This window comes from Klebsiella sp. A-Nf5, from assembly GCF_002810545.1.
In the GTDB taxonomy this organism is placed as follows: domain Bacteria; phylum Pseudomonadota; class Gammaproteobacteria; order Enterobacterales; family Enterobacteriaceae; genus Klebsiella; species Klebsiella variicola.
Window position 1 is genome coordinate 1 of sequence record NZ_PIOG01000282.1, and the last position, 16,043, is coordinate 16,043.

The 16,043-nt window shown below is 55.8% G+C and carries 14 protein-coding genes; 6 read left to right on the plus strand and 8 right to left on the minus strand.

Translation table 11 applies throughout. The features are described 5' to 3' along the window. Window positions 1-534: 534 nt before the first annotated feature. Together CWM53_RS29400 and mdtD are read left to right on the plus strand one after the other, a co-directional pair. On the plus strand, window positions 535-1,236 hold the full coding sequence (locus tag CWM53_RS29400) for a FadR/GntR family transcriptional regulator (protein WP_100682097.1): 702 nt from the start codon (window positions 535-537) through the stop codon (window positions 1,234-1,236). 12 nt (window positions 1,237-1,248) lie between these two features. Further along, complete coding sequence (mdtD, locus tag CWM53_RS29405; RefSeq protein WP_074385286.1) at window positions 1,249-2,646, plus strand: multidrug transporter subunit MdtD; 1,398 nt, start codon at window positions 1,249-1,251, stop codon at window positions 2,644-2,646. On the opposite strand, the gene rbsR is transcribed toward mdtD, so the two are convergent. From rbsR to kup, 7 genes are all read right to left on the minus strand, one after another. Continuing rightward, window positions 2,643-3,635, minus strand: coding sequence for a ribose operon transcriptional repressor RbsR (gene rbsR, locus CWM53_RS29410; protein WP_074385287.1), 993 nt, complete (start codon window positions 3,633-3,635; stop codon window positions 2,643-2,645). The genes mdtD and rbsR overlap by 4 nt on opposite strands. Window positions 3,636-3,638: 3 nt before the next feature. Further along, the gene (gene rbsK / locus CWM53_RS29415; protein WP_162678220.1) at window positions 3,639-4,571 is read right to left on the minus strand and encodes a ribokinase; all 933 of its coding nucleotides are present in this window, start codon (window positions 4,569-4,571) and stop codon (window positions 3,639-3,641) included. A gap of 100 nt (window positions 4,572-4,671) precedes the next feature. Next, a complete protein-coding gene (gene rbsB / locus CWM53_RS29420) occupies window positions 4,672-5,562 on the minus strand; it encodes a ribose ABC transporter substrate-binding protein RbsB (protein ID WP_012969238.1) in 891 nt (296 codons plus the stop codon). Window positions 5,563-5,589: 27 nt separating this feature from the next. Continuing rightward, complete coding sequence (rbsC, locus tag CWM53_RS29425) at window positions 5,590-6,555, minus strand: ribose ABC transporter permease (protein WP_008806709.1); 966 nt, start codon at window positions 6,553-6,555, stop codon at window positions 5,590-5,592. Window positions 6,556-6,560: 5 nt separating this feature from the next. After that, window positions 6,561-8,066 carry a ribose ABC transporter ATP-binding protein RbsA gene (gene rbsA, locus CWM53_RS29430; protein ID WP_100682099.1) on the minus strand — a complete coding sequence of 502 codons (1,506 nt, stop codon included), beginning with the start codon at window positions 8,064-8,066 and terminating at the stop codon, window positions 6,561-6,563. A 10-nt stretch (window positions 8,067-8,076) separates the two neighbouring features. Beyond that, on the minus strand, window positions 8,077-8,496 hold the full coding sequence (gene rbsD / locus CWM53_RS29435) for a D-ribose pyranase (protein WP_002882527.1): 420 nt from the start codon (window positions 8,494-8,496) through the stop codon (window positions 8,077-8,079). 185 nt (window positions 8,497-8,681) lie between these two features. After that, window positions 8,682-10,550: a low affinity potassium transporter Kup gene (gene kup, locus CWM53_RS29440; protein ID WP_012543298.1), complete on the minus strand. Its 1,869-nt coding sequence runs from the start codon at window positions 10,548-10,550 to the stop codon at window positions 8,682-8,684. Window positions 10,551-10,767: 217 nt separating this feature from the next. Here kup and ravA point away from each other — a divergent pair, with 217 nt between their 5' ends. Both ravA and viaA read left to right on the plus strand, forming a co-directional pair. Then, a complete protein-coding gene (gene ravA / locus CWM53_RS29445; RefSeq protein ID WP_074385288.1) occupies window positions 10,768-12,267 on the plus strand; it encodes an ATPase RavA in 1,500 nt (499 codons plus the stop codon). Beyond that, window positions 12,264-13,712: an ATPase RavA stimulator ViaA gene (viaA, locus tag CWM53_RS29450; RefSeq protein ID WP_008806714.1), complete on the plus strand. Its 1,449-nt coding sequence runs from the start codon at window positions 12,264-12,266 to the stop codon at window positions 13,710-13,712. The genes ravA and viaA overlap by 4 nt, the downstream gene beginning before the upstream one ends. 4 nt (window positions 13,713-13,716) lie before the next feature. Here the strand turns inward: viaA and asnA are convergent, their stop codons facing one another. Next, window positions 13,717-14,709: an aspartate--ammonia ligase gene (gene asnA / locus CWM53_RS29455; RefSeq protein ID WP_100632160.1), complete on the minus strand. Its 993-nt coding sequence runs from the start codon at window positions 14,707-14,709 to the stop codon at window positions 13,717-13,719. A gap of 151 nt (window positions 14,710-14,860) precedes the next feature. Between asnA and asnC the strand changes: the two genes are divergently transcribed. Together asnC and mioC are read left to right on the plus strand one after the other, a co-directional pair. Next, window positions 14,861-15,319 (plus strand): transcriptional regulator AsnC, encoded by a 459-nt coding sequence (asnC, locus tag CWM53_RS29460; protein ID WP_002882510.1) that lies wholly within the window; start codon window positions 14,861-14,863, stop codon window positions 15,317-15,319. A 98-nt stretch (window positions 15,320-15,417) separates the two neighbouring features. Further along, window positions 15,418-15,858, plus strand: a complete 441-nt coding sequence (gene mioC / locus CWM53_RS29465; protein WP_008806716.1) for an FMN-binding protein MioC — start codon at window positions 15,418-15,420, stop codon at window positions 15,856-15,858. Window positions 15,859-16,043 lie beyond the last annotated feature (185 nt).

The window sequence follows — 16,043 nt, forward strand, 5'->3', positions numbered from 1 at the left end:
CATGTGTTAGGCCTGCCGCCAGCGTTCAATCTGAGCCATGATCAAACTCTTCAATTTAAGTTTGATGCTCGTGAATTAAACTTCGTAATGAATTACGTATGTTCACTCAGAGACTTGGTATTCATTTATTGTCCGAAGACATTAAGAATCCATGTCACTTTGAGTGCCCACACAGATTGTCTGATAAATTGTTAAAGAGCAGTGCCGCTTCGTTTTTCGCTGCGGCGCGGGGTGTGCATATTACGCTTTCCCGCTGCAGAGTCAAGCATTTATTTTTGCTTTTCTCCGCGAAGTTCTCACCGGAACCCCGCTGACCCGGCGGCTTGCTTGCCGTTGTTCCGTGTCAGTGGAGGCGCATTATAGGGAGTAATTCTGAGGTGACAAGGGGAAATTCAAAAAAACTTTTCAACCGTCTCTTTTTTCAACAAAGCGGCGAGGAATGTCGCAAAAAACCGCCGTTTTGCTGTTTTAACCGACGAAACGGGGCGCCTGGTGGCATACTGTTAGAGTAAAGAAAAGAAAGGAACGGCATTTATGTCTTTAAGCGCACAGCAACTGGCGGCACAAAAGAACATCTCCTGGGTACTGGCCGAGAAGCTCGCCCAAAAAATACTGACTGGCGAATATCAGCCGGAAAGCATTCTTCCCGGCGAGATGGAGTTGGGGGAGCAGTTCGGCGTAAGCCGTACCGCCGTCCGTGAAGCGGTGAAGACGCTTACGGCAAAAGGCATGTTGCTACCTCGACCTCGCATTGGCACCCGGGTGATGCCGCGCAGCAGCTGGAACTTCCTGGATAAGGAACTGCTGTCCTGGTGGCTAACAGAAGATAACTTCGAAGAAGTGGTGAGCCACTTTCTCGTCATGCGCAGCAGCCTGGAGCCACAAGCCTGTTTTCTCGCTGCCGCTAACGGCACCGCAGAGCAAAAAGCGCAGCTCAATACCTTAATGGAAGAGATGATTGCCTTGAAACGTCATTTTCAGCGCGATCGCTGGATAGATGTCGATATGGCCTGGCATGAACACATCTATGAAATGAGCGGTAATCCTTTCCTCAGCTCATTCGCTTCTTTATTTCATTCGGTCTACCACACCTACTTCACGTCGATTACGCAAAATGAAGTGGTGAAGCTCGATCTCCACCAGGCGATTGTCGATGCCATTCTCAACAGTGATGCGCCAGGTGCCTTGCTCGCCTGTCAGGCGTTGTTGAACGCCCCTCACCACGTAAATCAATAACAAGGAATTGGCATGAGCAGAAAAAAAGGGCGCAGCATGGCCGGCCTGCCGTGGATCGCGGCGATGGCCTTCTTTATGCAGGCGCTGGATGCCACCATTCTCAACACCGCCCTCCCGGCTATCGCCCACAGTCTTAATCGTTCTCCCTTAGCAATGCAGTCTGCCATTATCAGCTATACGCTGACGGTGGCGATGCTGATCCCAGTCAGCGGCTGGCTGGCCGATCGCTTCGGCACGCGCCGGGTCTTTATTATCGCCGTTAGCCTCTTCACCCTCGGCTCACTTGCCTGCGCCCTTTCCAGTTCATTAATGGAGCTGGTCATTTTTCGGGTGATTCAGGGGATCGGCGGGGCGATGATGATGCCGGTGGCGAGGCTAGCACTGCTGCGCGCCTATCCCCGCAGCGAGCTGCTTCCGGTACTCAACTTTGTGACCATGCCGGGTCTGGTGGGACCGATTCTGGGCCCGGTGCTCGGTGGGGTGTTTGTCACCTGGGCCAGCTGGCATTGGATTTTCCTGATAAACATTCCCATCGGCATCATCGGTATTCTCTATGCCCGCAAATACATGCCAAATTTCACGACGCCGCGCAGGCGCTTCGATATAACCGGTTTTCTGTTATTTGGCTTAAGCCTGGTACTGTTTTCCAGCGGTATTGAACTGTTTGGAGAAAAAATCGTGGCGACATGGCTGGCGCTGGCCGTGATTGCCGTCAGTCTGTTACTGCTCGTGGCCTATGTTCGGCACGCGCGCCGCCATCCTGCGCCGCTTATCTCGCTCTCTTTATTTAAGACGCATACTTTCTCAGTCGGCATTGCTGGCAACCTTGCCACGCGTTTAGGTACCGGCTGTGTGCCGTTTCTGATGCCGCTGATGCTGCAGGTTGGCTTCGGCTATCCGGCCATTATCGCCGGCTGTATGATTGCCCCCACCGCTATCGGCTCCATTATTGCGAAATCTACCGTTACCCAGGTGCTGCGCTGGTTTGGCTATCGTAAGACCCTGGTGGGGATCACGGTATTTATTGGCCTCATGATTGCCCAGTTCTCGCTGCAGTCGCCAGAGATGCCGCTGTGGATGCTTCTTCTGCCACTGTTTGTGCTGGGGATGGCGATGTCCACGCAGTTCACCTCGATGAATACCATTACGCTGGCCGACCTGACGGATGACAATGCCAGCAGCGGTAACAGCCTGCTGGCGGTGACCCAGCAGCTTTCAATCAGTCTCGGGGTGGCCATCAGCGCTGCGGTGCTGCGCTTCTATGAAGGTTTTGACAATGCCAGCACGGTACAGCAGTTTCACTACACCTTTATCACCATGGGCGTGATCACCATCGTGTCGGCGCTGATGTTTATGCTGTTAAGAGCGAAAGATGGCCGTAATCTGATTAGCGAGCGGCACAAACGCTAAGCGGAGCCACGAACCACCAGCTCCGGCGTTAACTGAACGCGCTGCTGTTTTTGCTGCGGATCGGCCATTCGATGGATCAGCACATCGATGGCCAGTTCTCCCAGCTCATCTTTTGGCTGGTGAATGGTGGTCAACGGCGGCGTCATATAGCGTGCCAGCTCAATATCATCGTAGCCCACCAGCGCCATGTCCTGCGGGATCTGCAAACCGGCCTGGTACAAGGCCTGATAAGCGCCAACCGCCATGGCATCGTTGCCGACAAATACCGCCTGCGGCCGCTGCGGCAAAGCCAGCAGCTGCTGCATCGCGCTAAACCCGCCGCCAAACTCAAAATCACTGGTCACCACGTATCCATCGGCAACCGGCAGGCCGCAGCGCGCCATCGCAGCATGGTAACCTTCAAGGCGCAGACGCGCCGGGGTTTTATCCAGCGGGCCGGCAATACAGGCAATGCGCGAATACCCCTGGTCAATCAGATACTGAGTTGCCATATCGCCGCCAAGCAGCGAGTTATCCTGAATCAGATCGCTATCGCCATCAAAGGGGGCCCAGTCCATCATGACCGTCGGTACCGACGGATAGCGCTGCATAATTTCCGGAGAAGGCTGATGGGTCTCCGTGCACAGCAGCAGTAGTCCATCGACGCGTTTTTGCATTAGCGTCTCCAGATTACGATTCATTCGCTGCTCATCACCTTCCGTATTACAGAGTACGAGGCTATAACCCCGCTCAAAACAGCTGCGCTCCACGCCCCTCACCAGCTCCGAATAAAACGGATTGGTACTGGCGGTGATGAGCATACCGATGGTGCGGGTTTGATTAAGCTTGAGGCTACGCGCCAGCGCAGAGGGCGCGTAGTTGAGGCTTTTGATCGCAGCGTCTACTTTGGCGGTAATCGCCTCGCTGACAAAACGGTCCTTATTGATGACGTGTGACACCGTCGATGTGGAAACGCCCGCGATGCGGGCCACATCTTTCATCGTAGCCAAGCATTACCCCTGTTGCGCTAAAAATTCATCAATCTCTGTGCGCCACGGCACGGACGGCTGTGCGCCTTTGCGGGTCACGGCGATCGCCGCCGCGGCATGCGCAAAGCGGATCGCTTCTGGCAGGGAAGTCCCTTCCAGCAACGCGGTTACCAGCGCGCCGTTAAAGGTATCACCGGCCGCGATAGTATCAATGGCCTGCACGCGAAAGCCCGGGATCCGACGACTTTCGCCTTCGGCACTGAGCCAGACGCCGCGGCTGCCGAGGGTGATCATCACCGTACCAATGCCTTTGGCATGCAGCACGTCGGCGGCTTTTGCCGCATCCTCGTCGCTCTCAACGCGAATACCGGTCAGCTTTTCCGCTTCGGTTTCGTTGGGGGTAATGATATCCACCAGCGCCAGCAATTCATCTGAGAGCTCACGCGCTGGCGCGGGGTTCAGCACCACGGTAGTCTGATGGTGATGAGCGATTCTCGCCGCCGCCAGCACGCTCTCCAGCGGCGTCTCCAGCTGCATTAACAGTGCCTGTGCGCTGGCGATACGTTCTTTTTCGGCCTCAACCTGGGAGACGGAAAGCGCCGCATTGGCGCCGGCATGAATACCGATGACATTCTCACCTTCGGCGTTCACGAAGATTAACGCCACGCCGGTCGCTTCCCCGGCGACCGCGCGCACGGGCGCCACGTCGATTTTGTCGCTCGCCAGCTGACGACGGATGCGTTCACCGATATCGTCATCGCCGGTGCAGGCGATAAACGCGATATCCGCTCCGCTGCGCCCGGCGGCCACCGCCTGGTTAGCCCCTTTACCACCGAACGCCACCTGATAGTGGTTGCCGGTGACGGTCTCACCCGGCGTCGGGAAAGTGTCAAGGTTAAGAATGTGATCGGCATTGATACTGCCAAGGACGACAAGTTTGCCTGCAGTTTTCATCATTTCTGTTCCCGGGAAAGCGCGCCACCGGGATCCGGTGGCGCATGCCCTGCTTTTCTTTTTTTATATTGTCCCTCGGACCGTTGCCAGTCCGAATCGCATATTACTGCTTAACGACCAGTTTCAGCTCAACCGGGTAGTTAGCTTCCACTTTTTCGCCCTTCAGTACCTTATCAGCCGTCTCAACGCCTTTCGCGCCGATCTGCTCCGGCAACTGTGCGACGGTCGCCGCCAGTTTGCCACTGTTTACTGCTTTTTCGCCATCCGGAGTGCCGTCAAATCCAACCACCATCACATCGGATTTGCCTGCAGTCTGCAGCGCACGCAGAGCGCCGAGCGCCATTTCATCATTTTGCGCGAACACCGCCTGCACGTCAGGGTGTGCGGTCAGCAGGTTCTGCATCACGTTCAGCCCTTTGGTACGGTCGAAATCGGCCGGCTGACTGGCCAGGACGTTGAACTTGTGCGCCGCCACGGCTTGTTTAAAGCCTTCGCCACGCTCGCGCGCCGCAGAAGTCCCGGCAATGCCCTGCAGCTCAATGACTTTCGCACTTTCACCCACTTTTTTCGCGATGTAATCGCCAGCCATTTTTCCGCCCTGCACGTTGTCGGACGCAATGTGGCTCACGACATCGCCTTTTGTGGCCTGACGGTCAAGGGTGATGACCGGGATTTTCGCCTGGTTTGCCATCTTCACGGCGTTGCCGACGGCATCAGAGTCGGTGGGGTTGATCAGCAGCAGCTTGGCGCCGCGCACCGTCAAATCCTGGACGTTTGCCAGCTCTTTCGCCGGGTTGTTCTGGGAATCCAGCACCACCAGGTTGTAGCCCAGCTTGTCAGCTTCTTTTTGCGCGCCGTCTTTCAGCGACACGAAGAACGGGTTATTCAGGGTAGAGATAACCAGAGCGATGGTGTCTTTGGCCATCGCGTTCGCGCTGACGGTCGCACTTAGCGCAACAGCAGAGACCAGGGTCGCCAGTTTTTTCATATTCATAGTTAAGATGTCCTGTAGAGTTCTCAGTTACTGCTTTTTGTTATCTACCAGTACCGCCAGCAAAATCACCACCGCTTTAACGATCATCTGGTAATAGGAAGAAACGCCTAAAAGATTCAGACCATTATTCAGGAAGCCAAGGATCAGCGCGCCAATCAGCGTGCCGACAATGCGTCCTTTACCGCCCGCCAGGCTAGTGCCGCCGAGCACCACCGCCGCAATGGCGTCCAGCTCATAGCCCGTCCCCGCCGTCGGCTGCGCGGAGGAGAGACGCGCCACTTCGATGATCCCAGCCAGCGACGCCAACATCCCGCACAAGGCGTAGACGATAATTTTGACTTTATTGACGCTAATCCCGGACAAACGCGTCGCCGCTTCATTACCGCCCAGTGCGTAAATATAACGGCCCAGGCGAGTATGGTGCAGCATGTACCAGGCCGCCAGGAAGACAATCGCCATGATCCATACCGGCGTCGGGATCCCCAGCGGACGCCCGATGCCAAACCAGCCGAACAGATCGGCGTTATCGCTAAAGCCGGTATTGATCGGGCTGCCGTTGGTATACACCATGGTCACACCGCGCAGCAGCAGCATCATCACCAGGGTGGCGATGAAGGCCTGCACGCGGCCTTTCGCCACAATCACCCCGGTGACTGCGCCGATCGCGGCACCTAATGCGAGGGCGGCAGCGACCGCCACCAGCGCATTAACCTCAATGCCAACAATCGACGCCGCCACCGCACCGGTGAGCGCCAACAGGGAGCCGACGGACAGGTCGATCCCCGAGGTCAGTATGACCAGCGTCATCCCTACCGCCATGATGGCGTTAACGGAGGTCTGTTGCAGGATATTGAACAGGTTATTGACGGTAAAAAAGTTGGGGCTCATGGTCGATACCACCGCGATCAGCACCAGCAGGGCAATCAGCGATTTTTGCTCCATCAGCCACGCTTTCGTGAAATAACGGCGACCAGTAACAGCCTGGGTTGTCATCTTTCTTACTCCTGATTCACACGGTTAAGCTTGCCCACAGCGGCAGCCATCAATACTTCCTGGGTGGCCTGCTCGCGTGTGAATTCACCGCCGAGATGCCCTTCATGCATCACAATGATGCGATCGCTCATGCCTAACACCTCCGGCATCTCAGAGGAGACCAGAATGATGCTCAGGCCATCGGCTTTGAACTGATTGATGAGCTGGTAGATCTCTTTCTTCGCCCCGACGTCGACGCCGCGGGTTGGTTCATCAAGGATCAGCACCTTCGGCCGGGTCATCAGCCCGCGGGCAATGGCGACCTTTTGCTGGTTGCCGCCAGAAAGCAGGCCGATTGCCTGCTCCATGGACGGCGTTTTAACGTTAAACAGCCGAATGAAATCACTGACCGCCTGCTGTTCATCTTTATGTTTGAGGCTGCCACCCGCCCGGCTGAAGTAGCGCAACGCAGTCAGGGACATGTTTTCTTTTACCGACATCCCGAGAACCAGGCCATCGCGCTTACGATCTTCGGAGATATAGACAATGCCGTTCGCCAGACCGTCCTGCGGCGAACGAGTCACCACTTCATGGCCATCCAGCGTCACGGAGCCGCTGCTGCGTGGCAGCGCGCCGTACAGCACTTTCATCAGTTCGGTCCGTCCGGCGCCCATCAGCCCGGCAACACCCAGGATTTCTCCCTGGCGCAGGGTAAAGGTCACATTTTCCACGCCCGGGCCGCAGAGATTGTCGACTTTCAAGCGTACCGCGCCCGGCGTTTTATCAAGATGCGGGTACTGTTCCTCCAGCTTGCGGCCAACCATCATCTCGATCAGACGGTCTTCATCCAGAGAAGCCACTTCGCGCTCGGCGATAAACTGCCCGTCGCGAAAGACGGTGACGTCGTCGCAAATCTCGAAGATCTCTTTCATACGGTGGGAGATATAGACAATGCCGCGCCCCTGTGACTTCAGTTCGCGGATGACGCGGAACAGCGATTCAGTTTCGGTATCGGTCAGCGCATCGGTCGGTTCATCCATAATGATGACCTTTGACTCGAAGCTCAGCACTTTGGCGATCTCCACCATTTGCTGATCGCCAATCGACAGATCGCCCACCAGCTTCTGGCTGTTAAAGCGGAGATTCAGCTTTGCCAGCAGCTTGTCGGCTTCGGTATACATCTGCTTCCAGTCGATTTTGCCGAAGCGGTTAACGAACTCGCGGCCAAGGAAGATGTTCTCGGCAATCGTTAATTGCGGGATCAGGTTCAGTTCCTGGTGGATGATGCCGATCCCGGCTTCCTGGGAGGATTTTGGGCCGTTAAAGGTCGTCTCTTTGCCTAACCACAGCAAAGAGCCGGCATCACGGGTGTAGATCCCGGTCAGCACCTTCATCATAGTGGACTTGCCAGCGCCATTCTCTCCTACCAGCGCCATTACCCGACCGGCATAGACATTCAGCGCCGCGCCGGAGAGCGCCTTGACGCCAGGGAACGCTTTATCGATCCCTTTCAGTTGCAATAAGGCTTCCATGACGGCGACCTCAGAACGTGACGCCGGCACAGAGAATGATATTCGCAAACGGGGAACACTCCCCGCTGCGAATTACCGCCTGACTGTCTGCGGTTTGTTTTTTGAACTGCTCATGGCTGGTGTAACGAATTTCAATGGTATTTCCCTGGTGCTGCTGCAGCTGCTCAAGGTGAGTGAGCAACGTCGCGTGGAGCTGCGGATTATGGGTTTTAATCTCTTCCGCGATAACAGCCGCTTCAACCTGCATTTCCGTCGTCACCACTTCCAGCACCTGCATAAATGAAGGTACGCCCTGCGTCAGCGCCATATCAATGCGCGTGCTGCTGCGGGGAACCGGTAATCCGGCATCGCAGACCACCAGCGTATCGGTGTGGCCCAGGCGGGAGATGACCGCGGAAATATCAGCGTTAAGTACGGTGCCTTTTTTCATTTTTTCTCTTTTGCTCCACTAGCGAAACGTTTCGCTAAAATAATTATTATCAATGTGTGAGCAGAAAACCATCATCAGAGAAGAGAAATGTGATCGCCATCGAAACGTTTCGCGAAGCATAGACAGGACGTTACAGCCGGAGTGAGAAACAAAAAGCCCTTCACAATGGAAGGGCTTTTTTTACATCATATTTCGACCTGGGTACCGAGCTCGATAACCCGGTTTGGCGGGATTTCAAACTGATCCGGCGCGCGCAGGGCGTTACGCTGCAGCAGCAGATAAAGCTTGCCGCGCAGACGCAGATACCACGGTCGTTTGCCGATAATCAGCGACTCATGCGACATAAAGAACGAGGTCTCCATCATCCGGCAGCTGAGTCCTTCCAGGCCACAGCGATGGAATACTTCTTCAACGTTTGGCGTTTCCCGCCAGCCGTAGCTGGCCACCACCCGCCAGAACGACGGCGACAGCTGCTCGATCTGCACCCGGCGAACGTTATGCACGTAAGGCGCGTCTTCGGTGCGCAAGGTCAGGAGGATCACTCGCTCATGCAGCACCTTGTTGTGCTTCAGGTTATGCAGCAGGGCAAACGGGATCACGTTCAGGGCGCGGGACATATACACCGCGGTACCCGGCACACGCACCGGCGGTGACTTCTCCAGCGAAGAGATCATCGCTTCCAGCGAGTTACCGTGCTCGTGCATCCGGCGCAGCAGGCGGAAACGCTCGCTCTTCCAGGTGGTCATCACCGTAAACATCACCAGCCCCAGAGACAACGGTAGCCAGCCACCGGAGACAATCTTATCGAGGTTCGCCGAGAACAGCGGAATATCGATACACAGGAAGGCCACCAGCATCAGGCCGACAAACAGCTTATTCCAGTGCCAGTTTTTGCGCGCCACCGTTGCCGACAGAATGGAGGTCAGCACCATGGTGCCCGTTACCGCGATACCGTACGCCGCCGCCAGATTAGACGAATGCTCAAAGCTGACAATGACGATGACCACAGAAACGTACAGCAGCCAGTTAATGAACGGGATGTAAATCTGCCCGGACTCCATTTCCGAGGTGTGGATAATGCGCATCGGCGACAGATAGCCCAGACGCACTGCCTGACGGGTCAGGGAGAAGACCCCGGAGATCACTGCCTGCGAGGCGATAACCGTCGCCAGCGTGGCGATAATCAGCATCGGGATCAGCGCCCACTCCGGCGCCAGCAGGAAGAACGGGTTTTTAATCGCTTCCGGGTGCTTCAGCAGCAGCGCGCCCTGGCCAAAGTAGTTCAGCACCAGCGAGGGCAGCACGACGGAGAACCAGGCCACGCGGATCGGCAGTTTGCCAAAGTGCCCCATATCGGCGTACAGCGCTTCCACCCCGGTAATAGACAGCACCACCGCACCGAGCGCAATAAAGGAAACCGTTTTGTACTGCAGGAAAAAGTGCACCGCCCAGTAGGGGTTTAGCGCCTGCAGAACTTCCGGGTTATCGAGGATGCTGCGCGCGCCAAGCACTGCCAGCAACAGGAACCAAATCAGCATAATCGGCGCAAACAGCTTGCCGACCATTCCGGTCCCGTGCTTCTGGATCACAAACAGCAGGGTCAGCACGATAATGGAGATAGGGACAATCCAGGTATCAAGCTGCGGGGCGATAATTTCTAACCCCTCTATCGCCGACATAACGGAAATAGCCGGCGTAATCACCACTTCGCCATAGAAGAAGCTACCGCCGATCAGGCCGAGGATCACCAGTACGGAGGTCATTCGGGCCGAGGTATTACGTCCGGCCAGCGACATCAGCGTTAAGATCCCCCCTTCCCCGGCGTTATCCGCCCGCATTACGAAGGTGATGTATTTAATCGATACGGTAAAGATTAACAGCCAGAAAATCAGCGACAAAAAGCCAAACACGGCATCGCGCTCAACGCCAAAGCCGAACTGACCTGACAGGCATTCGCGCAAGGTATACAGTGGACTGGTACCGATATCGCCGTACACCACGCCGATGGCCGCCAACGTTAATGCCGGCAACGATTGTTTATTATCAGTGCTCATAGACTAGTCTTTTCGTTTATAAAACAAATGTGTGCCTAGTCCCTTGGCCCACAAAAAGCGCACAGTATGCACGATTATTTGCGAAATCGTACCCCTAACAGACACCATATTAACCTGGCTCAAAAAAAATAAATCGATTCTTCAGGCTATTACCGCCCCTGCTCTAACATCTATACTCGACCCAATAACGATACATGACAAAGCACGCAACTCAATTATGGCTCAAACACATTTACTGGCTGAAAGAATTTCCCGGCTCAGCGCGGCACTCGAAAAAGGACTCTTTGAACGCAGCCACGCGATACGCCTTTGCCTGCTGGCGGCGCTCAGCGGCGAGAGCGTTTTTTTGCTCGGCCCACCGGGGATCGCCAAAAGCCTGATTGCCCGCCGCCTCAAGTTCGCCTTCCAGCAGGCGCGCGCTTTTGAATACCTGATGACCCGCTTCTCCACCCCGGAAGAGGTTTTTGGGCCACTGTCCATTCAGGCGCTGAAAGATGAAGGCCGTTACGAACGTTTAACCGCCGGCTACCTGCCGGAAGCAGAAATCGTGTTTCTCGATGAAATATGGAAAGCGGGTCCGGCCATCCTCAACACCCTGCTGACGGCGATTAACGAACGTCACTTCCGCAATGGCGCGCACGAAGAGAAAATCCCGATGCGCCTGCTGGTGGCCGCGTCGAACGAACTCCCCGAAGCCGACAGCAGTCTGGAAGCGCTGTATGACCGAATGCTGATCCGTCTGTGGCTTGATAAAGTGCAGGATAAAGGTAATTTCCGTTCAATGCTGGTCAGCCAGCAGGATGAAAACATCAATCCAGTGCCCAGCGCGCTGCAGGTTAGCGACGAAGAGTTTACCCAATGGCAGCAGCAGATCGGCAATATCAAACTGCCAGACGCGGTGTTTGAGCTGATATTCCAGCTCCGCCAGCAGCTGGATGCTCTACCAAATGCGCCGTACGTCTCGGATCGCCGTTGGAAAAAGGCCATTCGCCTGCTGCAGGCCAGCGCTTTCTTCAGCGGGCGCGACAGCATCGCGCCGATAGATCTGATCCTGCTGAAAGATTGTCTGTGGCACAACGTCGAGAGCATGAACCTGATGTCGCAGCAGCTGGAAACGCTAATGACCTGCCACGCCTGGCAACAGCAGGCGATGCTGACGCGGCTGGGGGCCATTGTCCAGCGACGCATTCAGATCCAACAGCAGCAAAGCGACAAAACGGCGCTGAAGGTCACCCGCCTTGGCGGGATGTTTAGCCGCAAACCGCACTATGAACTGCCGGCGGAGATCCAGGGGGCCACCCTGACGCTGCTGCTGCAGCAGCCGCTCAAACTTCACGATATGGAAGTGATCCACATTACTTTTGAACGCGAGGCGTTAGCCAGCTGGCTGGAAAAAGGCGGTGAGATCCGCGGTAAGCTCAACGGGATCGGCTTTGCCCAACTGCTCAATATGGATGTCGACACCAGCCAGCACCTGGTCGTCCGCGACGTCAGCCTGCAGGGCTCACGCCTCGCGCTGCCCGGTAGCGCATCGCAGGAGAACATGCCGGCAGAAATTCGCCAACAGCTGGAGGCGCTCGATGATGAGTGGCACCAGCAACACAACCGCTTCAGCGAGCAGCAAAAGTGTCTGTTTATCCCGGTCGAGTGGCTGGGAAGAATCGAAGCCAGCCTGCAGGACGTCGGCGCGCAGATTAAACAGGCGAAGCAGCCATGACGCTCGATATGCTGAATGTCATGCTGGCAGTCAGCGAAGAGGGAATGATCGAGGAGATGCTGCTGGCGCTGCTGGCCTCTCCTCAGCTGGCGGTGTTCTTTGAGAAATTTCCCCGCCTGAAAAACATCATCGCGGCGGATATTCCACGCTGGCGTGAAGCCGTTCGCGCCCGTTTGAAAGAAGTTAACGTCCCGCCGGATCTGGACGCCGAAGTGCAAACCTATCAGCAGGCTCAGCTGCTCTCTACCTCGCAGTTTATCGTCCAGCTCCCGCAGATCCTCGGCAAACTACACCAGCTACAGTCTCCTTTTGCCGCTCAGGCGCAGAAGCTGGTGGATGACAATGCCACCTTTACTCCGGCGCTGCATACGCTGTTTTTACAGCGCTGGCGCCTGAGCCTGGTGGTGCAAGCCACCAGCCTTAACCAGCAACTGCTGGATGAAGAACGCGACCAGTTACTCAGTGAGGTCCAGGAACGAATGACGCTCAGCGGTCAGCTCGATCCGGTACTGGCGGAAAATGACACTGCCGCCGGGCGTCTGTGGGATATGAGCGCTGGCGAACTCAAACGCGGCGACTATCAGCTGATCGTGCGCTATGGCGATTTTCTCAACCAGCAGCCGGAACTGCTGCAGCTGGCGGAACAACTCGGGCGTTCACGGGAAGCGAAATCCGTGCCGAAGAAAGACGCCCCGATGGAAACCTTTCGCAGCCTGGTGCGCGAGCCGGCGACAGTACCGGAGCAAGTCGACGGCCTTCAGCAGAGTGACGACATTCTGCGGCTGCTGCCGCCGGAGCTGGCGACGCTCGGCATCACGGAGCTGGAGTTTGAATTTTATCGCAAGCTGGTGGAGAAGCAGCTGCTCACCTACCGGCTGCATGGCGACGCCTGGCGTGAGAAAATCACCGAACGCCCGGTAACACGGCAGGATTTTGATGAACAGCCGCGCGGGCCCTTTATTGTCTGCGTCGATACGTCAGGGTCGATGGGCGGTTTTAACGAGCAGTGCGCTAAGGCCTTTTGTCTGGCCCTGATGCGCGTCGCGCTGGCCGATAACCGTCGCTGCTTTATTATGCTGTTCTCCAGCGAAGTGGTGCATTACGAACTGACCAGCGAGCGCGGGCTGGAGCAGGCGATCCGCTTTTTAAGCCAGCGCTTTCGCGGCGGTACCGATCTGGCCAGCTGTTTTCGCGCCATTATTGAACGTCTGCAAAACCCGCAGTGGGTGGATGCGGATGCCGTCGTGATCTCTGACTTTATCGCCCAGCGGTTGCCGGATGAGGTGATTGCTCAGGTGGGGGAGTTACAGCGTAAGCACCAGCACCGTTTTCACGCGGTGGCGATGTCGGTACACGGCAAACCCGGCATCATGCGCATCTTCGATCATATCTGGCGCTTTGATACCGGGCTGCGTAGCCGCCTGCTGCGACGCTGGCGGCGCTAATTCATTACAGCAGCGCGGAAACGCTTTCGCGAACCTGGGCCGGCCATACGCCGCACTGTACCTGGCCGATATGGTCAAGCTGCAGCAGCAGCATCGTCAGACGAGACTGGCCAATGCCGCCGCCGATAGTCTGCGGCATCTCGCCGCGCAGCAGCGCCTGGTGCCATTCAAGCTGTAGGCGATCTTCATCGCCGGTCACGGCCAGCTGGCGCTTCAGCGCTTCGGCGTCAACGCGGATCCCCATTGAGGAGATCTCGAAAGCATCTTCCAGCACCGGGTTCCACACCAGGATATCGCCGTTCAGACCGGCAAAGCCTTCAGAAACCTCTGTGATCCAGTCATCGTAATCCGGCGCACGCACGTCGTGGCGCTTACCGTCAGACAGTTTGCCGCCGATACCAATTAAGAAGACGGCCCCCAACTCTTTGGCAATGGCTCGCTCACGGCCTTTGGCATCAAGATCGGGATAGCGGCTCAGCAGCTCCTGGCTGTGAACAAAATGGATCTGTTCCGGCAGAAACGGCTTCAGGCCAAATTCCTGGCTGACCGCCAGCTCGGTAGCTTTGATCCCGGCGTAGATCGCCTCGACGGTTGCCTTCAGAGTGCCGACGTGACGCTCTTCATCGCCCATCACGCGCTCCCAGTCCCACTGGTCGACATAGACGGAATGGATAGGCGTCAGACGGTCTTCATCGGGGCGAAGGGCCTTCATGTGCGTGTAAAGCCCTTCGCCCGCGCTGAAGTCGTGTTGTCCCAGGGTTTGACGCTTCCACTTCGCCAGCGAATGAACCACTTCGAACTGGGCGTCGGGCAGTGTTTTCACTTTTACCTGAACCGCTTTCTCGCAGCCGGACAAGTTATCCTGCGTCCCATCGCCCACGCGGCTTAAGATTGGCGCCTGGACTTCAATCAGGCCAAGCTTCTCTTCCAGCTGACGGGAAAAGTGGGATTTAACGAAACTGATCTGGCGTTGTTTTGCGATATATGCGGTTTTCATTTTTATAACTCCTGCGTCCTGTTGCCATTGATTAAGCAACAAAACAGGGCCGCAATACAATAATCAATCAATAAAAAGCCGCATCGACTTTTAATTCATCAAAATATGGCGCTAAAATAGCAAGAACCCTCAAACTTCATAAGAAAAAGATATGGAAAATTATCAGATCGACAATCTGGACCGCGGCATTCTCGATGCGCTGATGGCCAACGCTCGTACCGCCTACGCCGAACTGGCCAAACAGTTCAGCGTCAGCCCAGGCACCATCCACGTACGTGTTGAGAAGATGAAGCAGGCGGGCATCATTACCGGCGCGCGCATTGACGTTAGCCCCAAGCAACTGGGCTATGATGTCGGCTGCTTTATCGGCATTATTCTCAAGAGCGCCAAGGACTACCCTTCCGCCCTTGCTCGCCTGGAAAGCCTGGAGGAGGTCACCGAGGCTTATTACACCACCGGCCACTACAGCATCTTTATTAAGGTGATGTGTAAATCCATCGATGCCCTGCAGCAGGTACTTATCAACAAGATCCAAACAATTGATGAAATTCAGTCCACCGAGACGCTGATCGTGCTGCAGAACCCGATCATGCGTACCATCAAGCCCTGATCGCTTTTTTTAATCCCACATTTTTCCACAGGTAGATCCCAGCTCGCTCACAGCGTACAATACGCCACTCTGAACAGTTGAGCGGGCGATCGGCGATCATGGCAGACATTACACTTATCAGCGGCAGCACCCTGGGCAGTGCGGAATATGTAGCAGAGCATCTGGCGGAAAAGCTGGAAGAAGCCGGCTACAGCACTGAAATCCAGCACGGTCCGCTGGTTGACGATCTGCAGGCGGAAGGGATCTGGTTAGTTATCTCTTCAACGCATGGCGCCGGCGACATTCCCGACAACCTGGTTCCCTTCTATGACGCATTGCTGGAGCAGAAGGCCGATCTTTCCGCCGTGCGCTTTGGCGCCATCGGGATCGGCAGCCGCGAATACGACACCTTCTGCGGCGCGATCGATAAATTAGAAGCAGCATTGAAGGCCAGCGGCGCAAAACAGATCGGCGAAACGCTGAAAATTAACGTACTGGAACATGAAATTCCGGAGGATCCAGCGGAAATCTGGCTGGGATCCTGGAAAAATTTGCTCTGAGAATTGTAAAGATCGTCGGATCTTCTGTGGATAACCATGCTTAAAAGCTTGGATCAACCGGTAGTTATCCAAAGAATAACCGTCGTATGGTTTTTGTGCTGTGTATAACCCTTCATTTTGATCCCAGCTTATACGGACCAGGATCACCGATCATTCACAGATAGTGATCCTTCTTAAGCATTTGA